The organism is Bacteroides clarus YIT 12056 (genome assembly GCF_900129655.1).
GTDB classification, from domain to species: domain Bacteria; phylum Bacteroidota; class Bacteroidia; order Bacteroidales; family Bacteroidaceae; genus Bacteroides; species Bacteroides clarus.
The window spans coordinates 79,596-94,077 of record NZ_FQWK01000006.1; the positions used below are offsets into that span (position 1 = coordinate 79,596).

Below are 14,482 nucleotides of genomic sequence, written 5' to 3' on the forward strand. Positions count from 1 at the left end.
GGTCAGGAAAGGCTGTTTTTTAAGCCTCCCTGACCTTCTTTTTTAGTACAACGACCTATTGAAGATTATCTAACACTTCCAAGATTCTCACATCAAGTTCTTTAGCCAACGACATATCTTCCGTAATTGTAGGATTACTTGATATCTCCTTTATTTTCTTTCTCAATCTATAAGTCTCATTTGCCGAAAAACCTGCATTGTTAGCTATCTGATTAATATAACGGATTAGTTCTTCATTCGGGATTTTTGAAAGACCATGTGCAGTAATGATATTAAAAGCCTCATTAGGCGTTTTGATTAACCTCATAGCTTCCGCAGCAACAGCCTTCTTTTTCTCTATCTTGAAATAATCCTCTGCCCATAGCTCCGCGATTTTGCGATAAAACCTTTCATCATACAAGGTGCCCCCTGTTACTTCCGGCTCTTTTAAACGAGTAGCAAGCCTACCGAACCAACGGTGCTCGTAGCGTAGCAAATTATCGCCTACCAATCCTTTGGGATGAAGTTTTCTTTTTTCAAGCGATTCAAGCTGTTTATCATAAAAAGCAAGACATTGTCCTTCTTTATCTACAGTTCCTTGCCTATATTCCAAAGTCTCATCTTTCACGACTACTACTCTTTTGAAACGGCTCAAAGCTCCCAAACAATCAAAATACATTCTCACTGGTTGCCCCATGCTAAACGTAGTTGCTACATCTATCCGAGTTACACTTGCGTTATTCATGTCGTAATGCAAAGTATCGGATAGAAACTCAATACATGCTTTTGCGTCCATACGTTTCAACGTGAATGAGTTATCGGGATAGAGCAAACGAGGGAAACTGCAATCACAATATATCCAACCTATTCCTACTCTAATATATGCTTTTCCTATATACCCTTCATTATAACGAATCTCACCCGTTTCAACATTTGTTTTCGCATCACAATTACTAAGATACTGACTTAGCATATTCGGGTCTATCCGGTAGTCTCGTTGATAAAATCTAACGGTATCATACATAACATAAGATTTATGTGATATACAAATTTTGTAGATAACTCACCCCTTATTATATAAGGGAACTACCGGAAATCCTGACACTCATCATCCACGACTCTATTTCCTGACGATTGAAATAAATCCGCTTACTGGAACGGTAAAAAGGTATCTGCTTTGCACACGTCTTTTTATAAAGACAAGAAACACTTAATCCGGTCAGCAAAGCAACTTCTTCAATAGTCAATACATTCTTTGCTGCAAGAAGGCTGAGTGATTTGATTTCTTTCAACTCTTCCAAGATTGCCGTTTTAAAATCTTCCATACTACTTTTTTTAGAAGATTGAAGCAAGAAATATTCTTTGCTACATCTCATTCAATCAGGATATATCGCACCCCCTTTCAAAATCGGTGAAGTAAATATCAGTCGAAAGAGGAACGGATGTCATAACAACAAGGAGGAACACCCAAAAACAAACATATAAATAGCCTTATCTTTCCCTTGATTAGTCAATGATTAGCAAATAGTTATGTTTTATTTTCACTTATCTTCAATCTTTTCTGTTTTTAAAGAAAGGTAGCCAAAAGCAATCCTAAGGCTATTTGGGACGAGAAAACAAGTAGGTAGAGTAATTAAGGAAAATCAAAAAACACCAATACATAGCCTGAATAAGCTATAGAATAGAAGCAGGAGAACTTAAATAAACTAAAAACACCCAATTTTACATTGTAGGGTGTAAAACTGGGTGTAATTCTTGTAAACTATTGATTTTCAACGTTTATTGCGGAGAGACAGGGATTCGAACCCCGGGTGCCTCGCAGCACAACGGTTTTCAAGACCGCCGCAATCGACCACTCTGCCACCTCTCCAAAACTTCCTTTTCAAGAAGTGCTTTTCTCTTAAAGCGCTGCAAAGATAATACTTCTTTTTTAAACAGCAAACAAACTCGGCATAAATATCACTCTCTCCCTTAAACTGCTACGGTGGTACAGTACAAACTAATAACCGATACAACAATCTATTTTAACAATAGCAGCTTTATTTCCTGCTTTCTTCAGTTCGGCTAAGTCTTTAACGGCTTTTTCCTCAAACTTAATTATATATGCCATTTCAGAGATTGTTCATGAATTTTTCAATCTCTTCCGTCGACCGTAAAGTAACAGCGCCTTTCGCTTCTCCGGCTTTATGCGCCTTTACCCGCTTTTCAATCTCTGCCCTATTATCGGGATCTTCAAAAAAAGGATCACTTGTAGGACTTGGGTTTTCCGAGACTTCTACGGATATGGAATTAGCCTTAGCAACCAAAAGATGCTCTATAAACGCCTTTAAACTTTTTCCCTGCGATGCAGCCAGAACCGATAACTTTTGCAATACATCGGCCGGCAAATCGATATTCTTTCTTTTTTTCTCTAATACTGCTGTTGCCATAATATAATACTTAGTATATTCGCAAATATATAAAATATACATTATATATAGAGTATATATAATACAGATTTTATATAGATTTATATTTTCATACCTCTTATCATCGAATATTTAATTGAATGCATCGATCCGGCCATTCTTGTACGCAGCAAATAAACTCTCCTTTACTTCATAGATTCTAACTTTTATACTATCTTTGTTCTGTGGCACTTCAAAGGTAACACGTTGAAGTACCACAGAACAAATAAAAGATATGAAGGATAAAGAACTTGATATTGCGTATTTTGTTTCATTTTGCATTGAACAATACAAGGTGCATATCTCTGCCACCGGTGGAGAAGTCATGAGTATATTCGACCGATACGGAGTTACAGAATATTTATCTGCAAACTTTGATGTATTACATACTCAAAGCAGACAATGGCTGTTAGAAGAAATTGACGACTTCATACAACAAAGGAAACAGGAAGAACAAAAATGAAACTATATCACGGCAGTATAGATAGAGAAATAACCAATCAAAACCTACATTTACTTTTACCCGCCAAAGTAAGTCTGTTCGCCAAAATCTATGCCGCCGAAAAAGGCGGAACATTATTAGACGCCCTTCGGGCATTCTATAAATCCGATACATATAAAGAACTGGAACAAGAGGAAACAAAATTATGGCACTACGGCCCGGTAGCTCTTTATGAAGAGTATATGGAGAAAACAAACCGCAAACATCATAAAATTAATTTACCGTAAACTCCGACATACAATTTATGCCGGAGTTTATTGCATTTTCCCAGCTATATTTTGCCATCTCGCAAAAAATAGCGAATTTTGTTCGTTCAAAACAACGGTCATACAAAATTAAAGATAAATGAAAAAAGCTCTAATTTCCGGAATTACCGGACAGGACGGCTCGTTCCTTGCAGAATTCCTATTGCAGAAAGGGTATGAAGTGCACGGCATCATGCGCCGTTCATCTTCCTTCAACACCGGACGCATCGAGCATTTGTACTTTGACGAATGGGTACGTGACATGAAGCAGAAACGTACCGTCAACCTGCACTATGGAGATATGACGGACAGCAGCTCGCTGATACGCATCATCCAGCAGGTGCAACCGGATGAGATATACAACCTCGCCGCACAGAGCCACGTAAAAGTATCTTTCGACGTGCCCGAATACACCGCCGAGACAGACGCCATAGGCACGCTACGCATGCTGGAAGCGGTACGTATCCTCGGACTGGAAAAGAAAACGAAGATATACCAGGCCTCTACATCAGAGTTGTTCGGCAAGGTACAGGAAGTGCCCCAGAAAGAGACTACCCCGTTCTACCCGCGCAGCCCGTACGGCGTAGCCAAGCAATACGGCTTCTGGATTACGAAGAACTACCGTGAAAGCTACGGCATGTTCGCCGTCAACGGTATCCTCTTCAACCACGAAAGCGAACGCCGCGGCGAAACATTCGTAACCCGCAAAATCACACTGGCCGCCGCACGCATAGCCCAAGGCTTTCAAGACAAACTGTATCTGGGAAACCTCGACGCACGCCGTGACTGGGGATATGCCCGCGACTACGTGGAATGCATGTGGCTCATCCTGCAACACGACACACCGGAAGACTTCGTGATTGCCACCGGAGAGATGCACACCGTACGCGAATTTGCCACGCTGGCCTTTGCAGAAGCAGGCATACAGCTTCGTTGGGAAGGCACAGGCGCAGACGAGAAAGGTATCGACTGCAAAACCGGCAAAGTACTGGTGGAAGTAGATCCCAAATACTTCCGTCCGTCCGAAGTGGAACAACTGCTGGGCGACCCCACCAAAGCCAAAACGTTACTGGGCTGGAACCCGCAGCAGACGAGCTTTGAAGAGTTGGTACGCATCATGGCGGAGCATGACATGAAGTTCGTACGGAAACTGCATTTGAGAAGCAAAGAGATTTAACCAAATAATTAATTTTCAGAAACCATCCCATTCATTACAATGTTAGACAAGAACGCAAAAATATACATCGCAGGGCATCGCGGACTGGTAGGTTCCGCCATCTGGAAAAATTTGCAGGAGAAAGGCTACACCAACCTCGTAGGCAGAACCCATAAAGAACTCGACCTGTTGGACGGAGTCGCCGTACGCCGTTTTTTCGATGAGGAGCAACCGGAATACGTATTCCTCGCCGCCGCTTTCGTAGGCGGTATCATGGCAAACAGCATCTACCGCGCCGACTTCATCTACAAGAATCTCCAGATACAGCAAAACGTCATTGGCGAGAGCTTCCGCCACAACGTGAAGAAACTGCTTTTCCTGGGCAGCACCTGTATCTACCCGCGTGACGCCGAGCAGCCGATGAAAGAAGACGTCCTGCTCACCTCACCGCTGGAATACACCAACGAGCCGTATGCCATCGCCAAGATTGCCGGGCTGAAGATGTGCGAAAGCTTTAACCTGCAATACGGTACTAACTACATCGCCGTCATGCCCACCAACCTCTACGGACCCAACGACAATTTCGACCTGGAACGCAGCCACGTACTGCCCGCCATGATTCGCAAGGTACACCTGGCCCACTGCCTGCAACAAGGCGACTGGGATGCCGTACGCCGCGACATGAACCTGCGCCCCGTAGAAGGTATCGACGGCGGCAACAGCAACGAAGAGATACTGAACATACTTGCCAAATACGGCATCGGCGAAGGGGAAGTCAAGTTATGGGGTACGGGAACGCCGCTGCGTGAATTCCTCTGGAGTGAGGAAATGGCGGACGCCAGCGTATTCGTCATGGAGCACGTGGACTTTAAAGATACCTGCAAAGCCGGAGAGAAGGATATCCGCAACTGCCACATCAACATCGGTACGGGCAAGGAAATCACCATCCGCCGCCTTGCCGAACTGATTGCGGACACCGTGGGGTATCGCGGAAAGCTCACTTTCGACAGCAGCAAACCCGACGGCACCATGCGCAAACTCACCGACCCCGGCAAACTGCACGCGTTGGGCTGGCAGCATAAGATAGACATCGAGGAAGGTGTAGAGCGGATGTACCGCTGGTATTTAAGCAACGATAAATAAGCATGACGGTAAAACTCCGGCACATCGGCGGCATCGTATGGCTGATGCTCCTCTTTTGCATCGTCCCGGCAGTGGCGACAGCCGCTGCCACAACCTACCCTGTCCGGGGAAAAGTCATTGACAAGAACTCCCGAAAGCCCGTTGCCTACGCCAACGTAACGGTAACGGGCCTTCCGGGCAAAGGGGCTTCCACCGACTCGCTCGGCGTATTCCGCATCGAGCAGGTACCGCCGGGAATATACCGTTTCGAGGCTACGTGCATAGGATACGTCACCGCATCCAGCCCGGAATATATAGTCTCCGCCTCTACTCCGTTCATCGAAATAGAGATGGAAGAAGACGCCAATCTGCTGACGGCGGTCGTGGTTACGCCCTCTCCTTTCCGGAGAAGCATAGAAAGCCCTGTAAGCATGCGTGTCATCGGCTTGCAGGAAATCGAGAAAAGCCCCGGAGCCAACCGGGATATTTCCCGCATAGTACGTGCCTATCCGGGCGTGTCATTCTCTCCTGTCGGCTACCGAAACGACCTTATCGTACGGGGTGGCTCACCTTCCGAAAACCGTTTCTACATGGACGGCATCGAGATACCTAACATCAATCATTTCGCCACGCAAGGCGCGTCGGGCGGCCCGGTAAGCATCGTCAACGCCGACCTCGTACGGGAGATTACATTCTATACAGGCGCATTCCCCGCCAACCGTTCCGGAGCATTGAGTTCCGTGCTCGACTTCCGGCTTCGTGACGGCAACCCGGACAAGCAGACTTTTAAGGCAACCCTCGGAGCATCCGAAGTGTCCCTGAGCGGCAGCGGACATTTCAATGACCGCACCACCTACCTTTTCTCCGTACGCCAGTCGTACCTGCAACTGTTATTCAAAGCATTGGGGTTGCCTTTTCTGCCCAACTTCATAGACGGGCAATTCAAAATAAAAACCAGGCTGACGGAACATGACGAGCTGACCGTACTCGCCCTGACAGGCATCGACAAAATGAAGCTGAATACGGACGAAAAAGGAGAAGACGCCGAATACCTGCTCAGCTACCTGCCTACCATCCATCAGGAGACTTTCACCGTAGGAGCCGTGTACAGGCATTACGCCGGAAAGCACACGCAGTCCGTCACCCTCAGCCACAATTATCTGAACAACCGCAACCTGAAATACCGGAATAATGATGACTCTTCCGAGGACAACCTCACCCTGCGTCTCCGTTCGGTAGAACAGAAAACCACCGCCCTGTTCGAAAACCGGACCCGTCTCGGACAATGGACTTTGAAAGAGGGTGCGGAACTTACCAACTCCGGCTATACGAATAATACCGACAGTCCGTTCTCCCTCTACAAAACCTCGCTCAATATCATCGGCTGGGGAGCTTTCTTCTCGTCCGACTATTCCACCCGCGACAACCGTTTCACCCTCTCCGCCGGCATCCGCGTGGACGGCAACAACTACAACCGCGGCATGAAACAATTGTGGAAGCAGTTATCTCCCCGCCTCTCCGCCTCGTACAAGCTGTCGGAGCAATGGATTCTGAACGGAAGCGCCGGGCTTTACCACCAGTTGCCGCCCTATACGGCGCTGGGCTACAAAAACAACGATGGGAGCTACCTCAACAAAGCATTGAAATATATGCGGGTAATGGAAAGCAGCATCGGCGCAGACTGGCATCTGCACGACCGTATCATGATTTCCGCCGAAGGCTTTTTTAAGCGTTACAACCGTATTCCCCTCTCCCTGCAAGATAACATCCCGCTGGCCTGCAAAGGCAACGACTACGGCGTGGTAGGCAATGAACCGCTGGCTTCTACCGCTGACGGCAGGGCATACGGCTTGGAAACCATGTTCAGGTGGCAGGTATCCGGCCGCTTCAACCTGGTATCTTCCTTCACCCTCTACAAAAGCGAATACCGCAACCATTCGGGAGACGATTACATTCCGTCCGCATGGGACAACCGTTTCATCCTCAACATGAGCGGCACGTACAACCTGCCTAAGCGCTGGAGCATAGGCGGCAAGGTGAGCTACATAGGCGGTGCGCCCTACACTCCCTACGATGAGGACAAATCATCGCTCGTCCAGGCCTGGGATGCCAAAGGACAGCCTTATTACGACTACTCGCTCTACAATACTGGGCGGCTTCCCGACTTCGCCCAACTGGATGTGCGTGTGGACAAGTCTTTCTACTTCCGCCGTTGCATGGTGGGGCTCTATCTGGACTTGCAAAACGTGACCGGCAGCAAACTGAAGCAGCCGGATGTCATCATGAGCACAGGCGTCATTGAAAACCCCGCCGCCCCCGCGTCCGAACAACGTTACAAGATGAAATACCTCAAACAGGAAAGCGGAACCCTGCTGCCTACCCTGGGCGTTACCGTAGAGTTTTAGGAAATCCGCCGGAGTACTATTTTCCCCTAAAAGTTTGCATTCTCTATATAAACCCTTATATTTGCACAATTTTCAACTAAATGTGCAATATAATAATGGAACAAAGTTTTATCGCCTATATAGAGAACAGTATAAAGGAAAACTGGGACCTGGACGCCCTGACCGACTATAAAGGGGCAACCCTGCAATACAAGGATGTAGCCCGCAAAATAGAAAAGCTGCATATCATTTTTGAAGCGAGCGGCATCAAGAAAGGCGATAAAATCGCTGTCTGCGGCCGTAACAGTTCGCACTGGGGAGTGACTTTCCTCGCCACGCTGACGTATGGCGCAGTCATTGTGCCCATTCTTCACGAGTTCAAGGCCGACAATGTACACAACATCGTAAACCACTCCGAAGCCAAGCTCCTTTTCGTAGGCGACCAAGTATGGGAAAACCTCAACGAAAGCGCTATGCCGTTGCTGGAAGGCATCTTCATGATGACCGACTTCACCCTGCTGGTATCGCGCAACGAACGGGTTACTTACGCCCGCGAGCACCTCAACGAGATGTTCGGCAAGAAATTCCCCAAGAACTTCCGCAAGGAACACATCGATTACCACAAAGACCAACCCGAAGAGCTGGCCGTCATCAACTATACTTCCGGTACGACCAGCTACTCGAAAGGCGTAATGCTGCCCTACCGCAGCCTGTGGTCCAACACCAAGTTCGCCTTCGAGGTACTGCCGCTGAAAGCCGGCGACAAACTGGTATGCATGCTGCCCATGGCGCACATGTACGGACTGGCATTCGAGTTCCTGTATGAGTTCTCCGTGGGTTGCCACATCTACTACCTCACCCGCATGCCGAGCCCGAAGATTATCTTCCAGGCCTTCGCCGACGTGAAACCGAACCTCATCGTAGCCGTACCGCTCATCATCGAAAAGATTATCAAGAAGAGCGTATTGCCCAAGCTGGAAACCCCTACCATGAAGCTGCTGCTGAAAGTGCCCATCATCAACGACAAGATAAAAGCCACCGTACGCGAGCAGATGATACAGGCGTTCGGGGGCAATTTCGCAGCGGTCATCGTCGGCGGCGCAGCTTTCAACCAGGAAGTGGAGCAGTTCCTGCGCATGATAGATTTCCCCTACACCGTAGGCTACGGCATGACGGAATGCGGCCCTATCATCTGCTACGAAGACTGGACGCGCTTCAAGCCCGGTTCCTGCGGTAAGGCCGCTCCCCGCATGGAAGTGAAGATTCTCTCTCCCGATCCGGAGAATGTACCCGGCGAGATTGTCTGCCGCGGTCCCAACGTCATGCTGGGCTACTACAAGAATGAAGAGGCTACCGCCGAAGTGGTGGACAAAGAGGGCTGGCTGCATACCGGCGACCTCGCCCTGATGGATGCCGAAGGCAATGTCACCATCAAAGGACGCAGCAAGAATATGCTCCTCGGCCCAAGCGGACAGAACATCTACCCCGAAGAAATAGAAGATAAGCTGAACAACCTGCCGTACGTATCCGAAAGCATCATCGTACAGCAGAACGAAAAGCTCGTAGGACTGGTATATCCCGACTTTGACGATGCCTTTGCCCACGGCCTCAACAACGACGACATAGAACGCGTCATGGAAGAGAACCGTGTGGCGCTGAACGCGGAATTGCCTGCTTACAGTCAGATTTCCAAGATGAAGATATATCCCGAAGAATTTGAAAAGACACCCAAGAAGTCCATCAAACGCTTCTTGTATCAGGAAGCAAAAGGATAAGACGAAATAGTGGATAGCGGTGAGTGATTAGTGATTAACGAGTTATGCGGCCTGCGCTGATTGTTCACCGCCATTCATTCAATCCCCCCTAATCACTAATCCCTAACCCCTAATCACTAACCCTTTCTTTCTCCGATGAAAAACGAATTATTATTATCCGCCGCGTTACTTCCGTTATCCGGAATGTCAGGAGCAGTCCAGGCGATGCCGTCAAGCGAGGCAATGCCCGCCGCGAAGCAACGCCCGAACATTATTTTATTTTTAGTGGATGATATGGGATGGCAGGACACATCTCTGCCTTTCTGGACACAGCGCACCCGCTACAACGACACGTACCATACGCCCAACATGGAGCGTCTGGCAACTCAGGGCAAGATGTTTACACAAGCCTACGCGTGCAGTATCAGCTCGCCTACGCGCGTCAGCCTTTTTACGGGTATGAACGCCGCGCGACACCGGGTGACAAGCTGGACGCTGCGTAAGAATACCACCCACGAGCAACCGGACTCCGTTATGATTTATCCCGAATGGAACGTTAACGGCATTTGCCAGGAGCCCGGTGTGGAACGCACCACGCAAGTTACCTCGCTGGCACAGGTACTCAAAGACAACGGTTACCACACCATCCATTGCGGTAAAGCCCACTTCGGAGCCAACGACACGCCCGGAGCCGATCCGCTGAAAATGGGCTTTGACGTGAACATAGCCGGTCATGCGGCAGGCTCTCCCGCCAGCTACTACGGCATGCAGAACTTCGGAAACAAGCCTGACGGGAAAAGCCCGCTGGCTGCCGTACCCGGATTGGAAAAGTATCATGGAAAAGATATATTCCTCTCGGAAGCGCTCACCATAGAAGCCGAAAAGGCCTTGGACGATGCACGGAAAACAGACAAGCCTTTCTTCCTATACATGGCTCATTACGCCATACACACTCCTATCCAGCCCGATATGCGTTTCTACCAAAAGTATCTGGACAAAGGCCTTCCCCCGGTAGAAGCGGCGTATGCCACACTGATAGAGGGTATGGACAAAAGCCTCGGCGACCTGATGGACTATCTGGACAAGAATAATCTCACCGATAACACCGTCCTGCTTTTCATGTCCGATAACGGCGGGTTGGCCGCGCACACCCGTGCCGGACAACTGCATGTGCAGAACTACCCGCTCAACAGCGGAAAAGGTTCCGCCTACGAAGGCGGGGTGCGCGAACCGATGATTGTACGCTGGCCCGGCACGGTAGCCGCAGAAACCAAATGCGACCATTATCTGATGATAGAGGACTTCTTCCCCACCATTCTCGAAATAGCCGGTGTGAAGCATTACAATACGGTACAGGAACGCGACGGCATCAGTTTCCTGCCCTTGCTTACCGGCAAAGGCAAAATGCCCGCTCGCGACATATACTGGCACTACCCGCACAGTTGGGGTCCTTCCGGCCCGGGTATAGGAGCCACCTGCTCCATCCGCTCCGGAGCATGGAAGCTGGTATACTACTTTGACAGCGGCAAGCGCGAATTGTTCAATATCCCGGCCGACATCGGCGAACAGCATGACGTAGCAGCCGGGAACCCGAAACTTGTAAAGAAACTATCCAGAAAATTAAGCAACTATCTGCGGTCAGTGGACGCACAGCGTCCGATACTGCGCGCCACCCGACAGCCGGCGCCCTGGCCTGATGAAACATTATAAAGAATCATGAAACGTATATTTTCACTTATTTGCCTGTCCTTGCTGTTGGCAGGGACAGGCTATGCCCAGACAGGCAAGCGGCAACCCGTCCGTAAAGGAAAAGCGGGCGTCAACCTCTCCCTTTGGAAGAATCTCTCCACACAACGCACAGACACGGTCGGAAGCACTTTCTTCAATCTCGGTATCTTCTCGGCCATGAACCGTTTGAACGGCTTGGGAGTAAATGCATTGGGAGCCGTTGTGGGCAGAGACATGAACGGAGCGCAGTTCTCCGGCATATCCAATATGGTGGGTGGAAGTATGCGGGGCGTACAAATGGCAGGAATCACCAATATCAACGGCAATAATCTCAGCGGCCTGTCCGTTGCCGGGCTTGTGGGTATCACCGGGAATCATGCGCAGGGAGCGGTCTTTTCCGGCTTGGCCAATATCACGGGCGATAACAGCAGCGGAGTGATTGCAGGCGGCCTGCTGAATATCACAGGTGACAAGACCGCCGGCGTACAACTTGCGGGACTTGCCAATATTTCGGGCGGTAATTTTGCAGGCGTCACCGCATCCGGCCTGTTGAATGTGGCAGGCGGCGATATGAGGGGAATCCAGATTTCCGGTTTGGGAAACATCACAGGCGGTACGTCTGCCGGCGTGCAGCTTGCTCCCCTCAATGTGGCGGTTCGCGCTAAAGGACTTCAGATAGGTCTGGTGAACTATTATAAGGAAAAGCTGGACGGCTTCCAGTTGGGACTGGTCAATGCCAATCCGAATACCAAAGTGCAGATGATGCTTTTCGGCGGTAACGCCACAAAACTGAATCTCGCGGCCCGCTTCAAGAACAAGCTGTTTTATACCATTCTTGGCGGCGGTACGCATTTCCTCGATTTCAGCGACAAATTCTCCGGTTCGCTTTTCTACCGTGCCGGACTGGAACTGCCTGTTTACAAGCAACTGTTCATCAGTGGCGATTTGGGCTATCAACACGCAGAAACCTTCAGGAACAAAGACTATGGTTTCCCTGCCCGGCTGTATTCTCTCCAAACCCGCATCAATCTCGAATATCGCCTGACGGCAAAGTCAGGAGTGTTCGTGACAGGCGGTTACGGCTGGGACAGGCATTACAACAAAAACGCCGCCTTCGACAAAGGGGTTATTGTGGAAGGCGGCGTGGTATTGTTTTAGAAAATCTCCTTTTCTTTAATGAATCCCGTCCGGTAGGCTACCAGCAGTTTCTTCAAATCTTGGATTTGCGTTACGAGCTGCTTGCCCTTATCGGTATCTTTCACCATCATGCGCTGTGAGTTGAACTCGATAACGAATGTCGTGGACTTGATGTCCTGTCCCTCTTCAATCGCTTTCTGACGGCTTTGGAACGGGTCGTGCTGCACCAACTGCATGCCGTGCGAATGATATACCAGCGTATAGCCCGCGATACCCGTTTCGGGCTGATAGGCCTTGGAGAAACCGCCGTCAATCACCAGCAGTTTGCCGTCCGCCTTTATGGGGCGCTCGCCTTTAATAATCTTCACGGGCACGTGTCCGTTGATGATATGTGAATGAGGCCCCGGTTCCACTCCGAACTCGGCCAGGATATTATCGCAGATATCGGCACGGTTGCGAAGCGTGTAGTAATATCCCTTGCTCTCTTTATGCAGCGCCTTGTCGGCTATGAAGTAACGCTCGAAAGTCGCCATCTTATCCTTGTCGAAAGACGGAGCGTCCGGCCCGCACCACATATACCACATATAGTCCAGCGCAAAGTTCTTCTCTTTGGAACCATCCTCGTCAAAGTAGGCGGTACGGATAAGCTGGTCGGTCTTTTGCAGCAGCTTATGCCCCCAGTACTCTTTCTTGCCGATGCGTACGTGCTTGAAGCTTCCGTCCTCATTCAAAGGCACGGACGCATGATACAGCAGGTTGCTGTTGCACACCAGGTACATACCGCCGTAAGTAAACAGGCAGCGCATGTGCTTCTTCAGCTTCTCGCTGTTCATAAACGAGGCATGAATCTTGTCCACCAGTTCCCGTTCCTCATCGGTCAGGCGATACGGGTCAGCCGGGTCGATGGTCGGGAAGTTGGCGTCGCGCAGTTCGTATTCCTTACCCTCGTATATAAATACGCCCCGTTCAAAGTCTATCTTATGCAGCAACTTCCGGTTGGCCATGCCGAATTCCGGACGGCGGTCTATAATCTCCGCTTCCAGTTTAAGCTGGATAATCGTAATGGCCTTGTGCATCTGCGTAATCAGGCGCAGTGTCTTTTCATTGTAATTGGCGTCGGCGAAGTTCATTTTCGGGGCAAAGATAGCGCAGGCGTCATCCGCATAGGTATCCATCGCAAAGGTAGCCAGAGGCAGCAGATTGATGCCGTATCCGTCTTCCAGCGTCGCCAGGTTGGCATAGCGCATGGACATGCGGATAACGTTTGCTATACAGGCATCGTTACCCGATGCGGCGCCCATCCACAGAATATCATGGTTACCCCACTGGATGTCGAAGTTATGGTAGTCGCAAAGCGTATCCATGATGATATGCGCGCCCGGACCACGGTCGTAGATATCCCCCACGATGTGCAGGGAATCGATTGTAAGCCGTTGGATAAGGTTGCACATGGCGATGATGAAGTCGTCCGCACGCTTGGTAGAGATAATCGTGCTGATGATGACGTTGATATACGCGTGCTTGTTGGGCTCTACACTGGACTCGTGCAGCAACTCCTGAATGATGTAGGAGAACTCTGCCGGCAACGCCTTGCGCACCTTCGAGCGCGTATATTTGGAAGATACGTTCTGGCAGACTTTCACCAGTTGGTTCAAGGTGATGAGATACCAGTCGTCCAGGTCTGTTTCCTGTTCCTTTATCAACTGCAATTTCTCTTCCGGATAATAAATCAGCGTACAGATTTCTTTCTTCTCGCTTTCGCGCAGCGTATGGCCGAAAATCTCATTCACTTTTCGTTTTACCGCGCCCGAAGCGTTCTTCAATACATGCTGAAAAGCCTCGTACTCTCCATGAATATCCGTCAGGAAATGCTCTGTTCCCTTAGGCAAATTCAGAATGGCTTCCAGATTGATGATTTCCGTACTGGCATCGGCGATGGTAGGAAAACTGCGCGACAACAATTGCAAATAGCGTAAGTCGCTGATTATACTTTCCGGAGTAATAGTTCCCATGATATGATTTCAGATT

12 protein-coding genes and 1 tRNA gene are annotated in these 14,482 nt (G+C 49.3%); 8 read left to right on the forward strand and 5 right to left on the reverse strand.

Annotated features, from left to right (window positions below):
- Positions 1–55: 55 nt before the first annotated feature.
- The 4 genes from BUB52_RS11865 to BUB52_RS11880 form a co-directional block, all read right to left on the reverse strand.
- On the reverse strand, positions 56–1,003 hold the full coding sequence (locus BUB52_RS11865; protein ID WP_009120746.1) for a phage/plasmid replication domain-containing protein: 948 nt from the start codon (positions 1,001–1,003) through the stop codon (positions 56–58).
- 49 nt (positions 1,004–1,052) lie between these two features.
- Positions 1,053–1,304, reverse strand: coding sequence for a helix-turn-helix domain-containing protein (locus BUB52_RS11870; protein WP_009120745.1), 252 nt, complete (start codon positions 1,302–1,304; stop codon positions 1,053–1,055).
- 460 nt (positions 1,305–1,764) lie between these two features.
- Positions 1,765–1,849, reverse strand: a tRNA-Ser gene (locus BUB52_RS11875).
- A gap of 241 nt (positions 1,850–2,090) precedes the next feature.
- Positions 2,091–2,408, reverse strand: coding sequence for a hypothetical protein (locus BUB52_RS11880; protein ID WP_039950228.1), 318 nt, complete (start codon positions 2,406–2,408; stop codon positions 2,091–2,093).
- A gap of 253 nt (positions 2,409–2,661) precedes the next feature.
- Here BUB52_RS11880 and BUB52_RS11885 point away from each other — a divergent pair, with 253 nt between their 5' ends.
- The 8 genes from BUB52_RS11885 (at position 2,662) to BUB52_RS11920 (ending at position 12,475) form a co-directional block, all read left to right on the forward strand.
- On the forward strand, positions 2,662–2,889 hold the full coding sequence (locus BUB52_RS11885) for a DUF3791 domain-containing protein (RefSeq protein WP_009120743.1): 228 nt from the start codon (positions 2,662–2,664) through the stop codon (positions 2,887–2,889).
- On the forward strand, positions 2,886–3,155 hold the full coding sequence (locus BUB52_RS11890) for a hypothetical protein (protein ID WP_009120742.1): 270 nt from the start codon (positions 2,886–2,888) through the stop codon (positions 3,153–3,155). Before BUB52_RS11885 ends, BUB52_RS11890 begins: the two co-directional genes overlap by 4 nt.
- A gap of 118 nt (positions 3,156–3,273) precedes the next feature.
- Positions 3,274–4,350: a GDP-mannose 4,6-dehydratase gene (gmd, locus tag BUB52_RS11895; protein WP_009120741.1), complete on the forward strand. Its 1,077-nt coding sequence runs from the start codon at positions 3,274–3,276 to the stop codon at positions 4,348–4,350.
- A 39-nt stretch (positions 4,351–4,389) separates the two neighbouring features.
- Positions 4,390–5,472 (forward strand): GDP-L-fucose synthase family protein, encoded by a 1,083-nt coding sequence (locus BUB52_RS11900; RefSeq protein ID WP_009120740.1) that lies wholly within the window; start codon positions 4,390–4,392, stop codon positions 5,470–5,472.
- A gap of 2 nt (positions 5,473–5,474) precedes the next feature.
- A complete protein-coding gene (locus BUB52_RS11905; protein ID WP_009120739.1) occupies positions 5,475–7,856 on the forward strand; it encodes a TonB-dependent receptor in 2,382 nt (793 codons plus the stop codon).
- Between the two features lie 95 nt (positions 7,857–7,951).
- The gene (locus BUB52_RS11910) at positions 7,952–9,610 is read left to right on the forward strand and encodes a long-chain fatty acid--CoA ligase (protein WP_009120738.1); all 1,659 of its coding nucleotides are present in this window, start codon (positions 7,952–7,954) and stop codon (positions 9,608–9,610) included.
- A gap of 135 nt (positions 9,611–9,745) precedes the next feature.
- The gene (locus BUB52_RS11915; RefSeq protein ID WP_009120737.1) at positions 9,746–11,299 is read left to right on the forward strand and encodes a sulfatase; all 1,554 of its coding nucleotides are present in this window, start codon (positions 9,746–9,748) and stop codon (positions 11,297–11,299) included.
- Positions 11,300–11,305: 6 nt separating this feature from the next.
- A complete protein-coding gene (locus tag BUB52_RS11920; RefSeq protein ID WP_009120736.1) occupies positions 11,306–12,475 on the forward strand; it encodes an LA_2272 family surface repeat-containing protein in 1,170 nt (389 codons plus the stop codon).
- Here the strand turns inward: BUB52_RS11920 and BUB52_RS11925 are convergent.
- A complete protein-coding gene (locus BUB52_RS11925; protein WP_009120735.1) occupies positions 12,472–14,466 on the reverse strand; it encodes a fructose-bisphosphatase class III in 1,995 nt (664 codons plus the stop codon). The two genes, BUB52_RS11920 and BUB52_RS11925, sit on opposite strands and share 4 nt — an antisense overlap.
- Positions 14,467–14,482 lie beyond the last annotated feature (16 nt).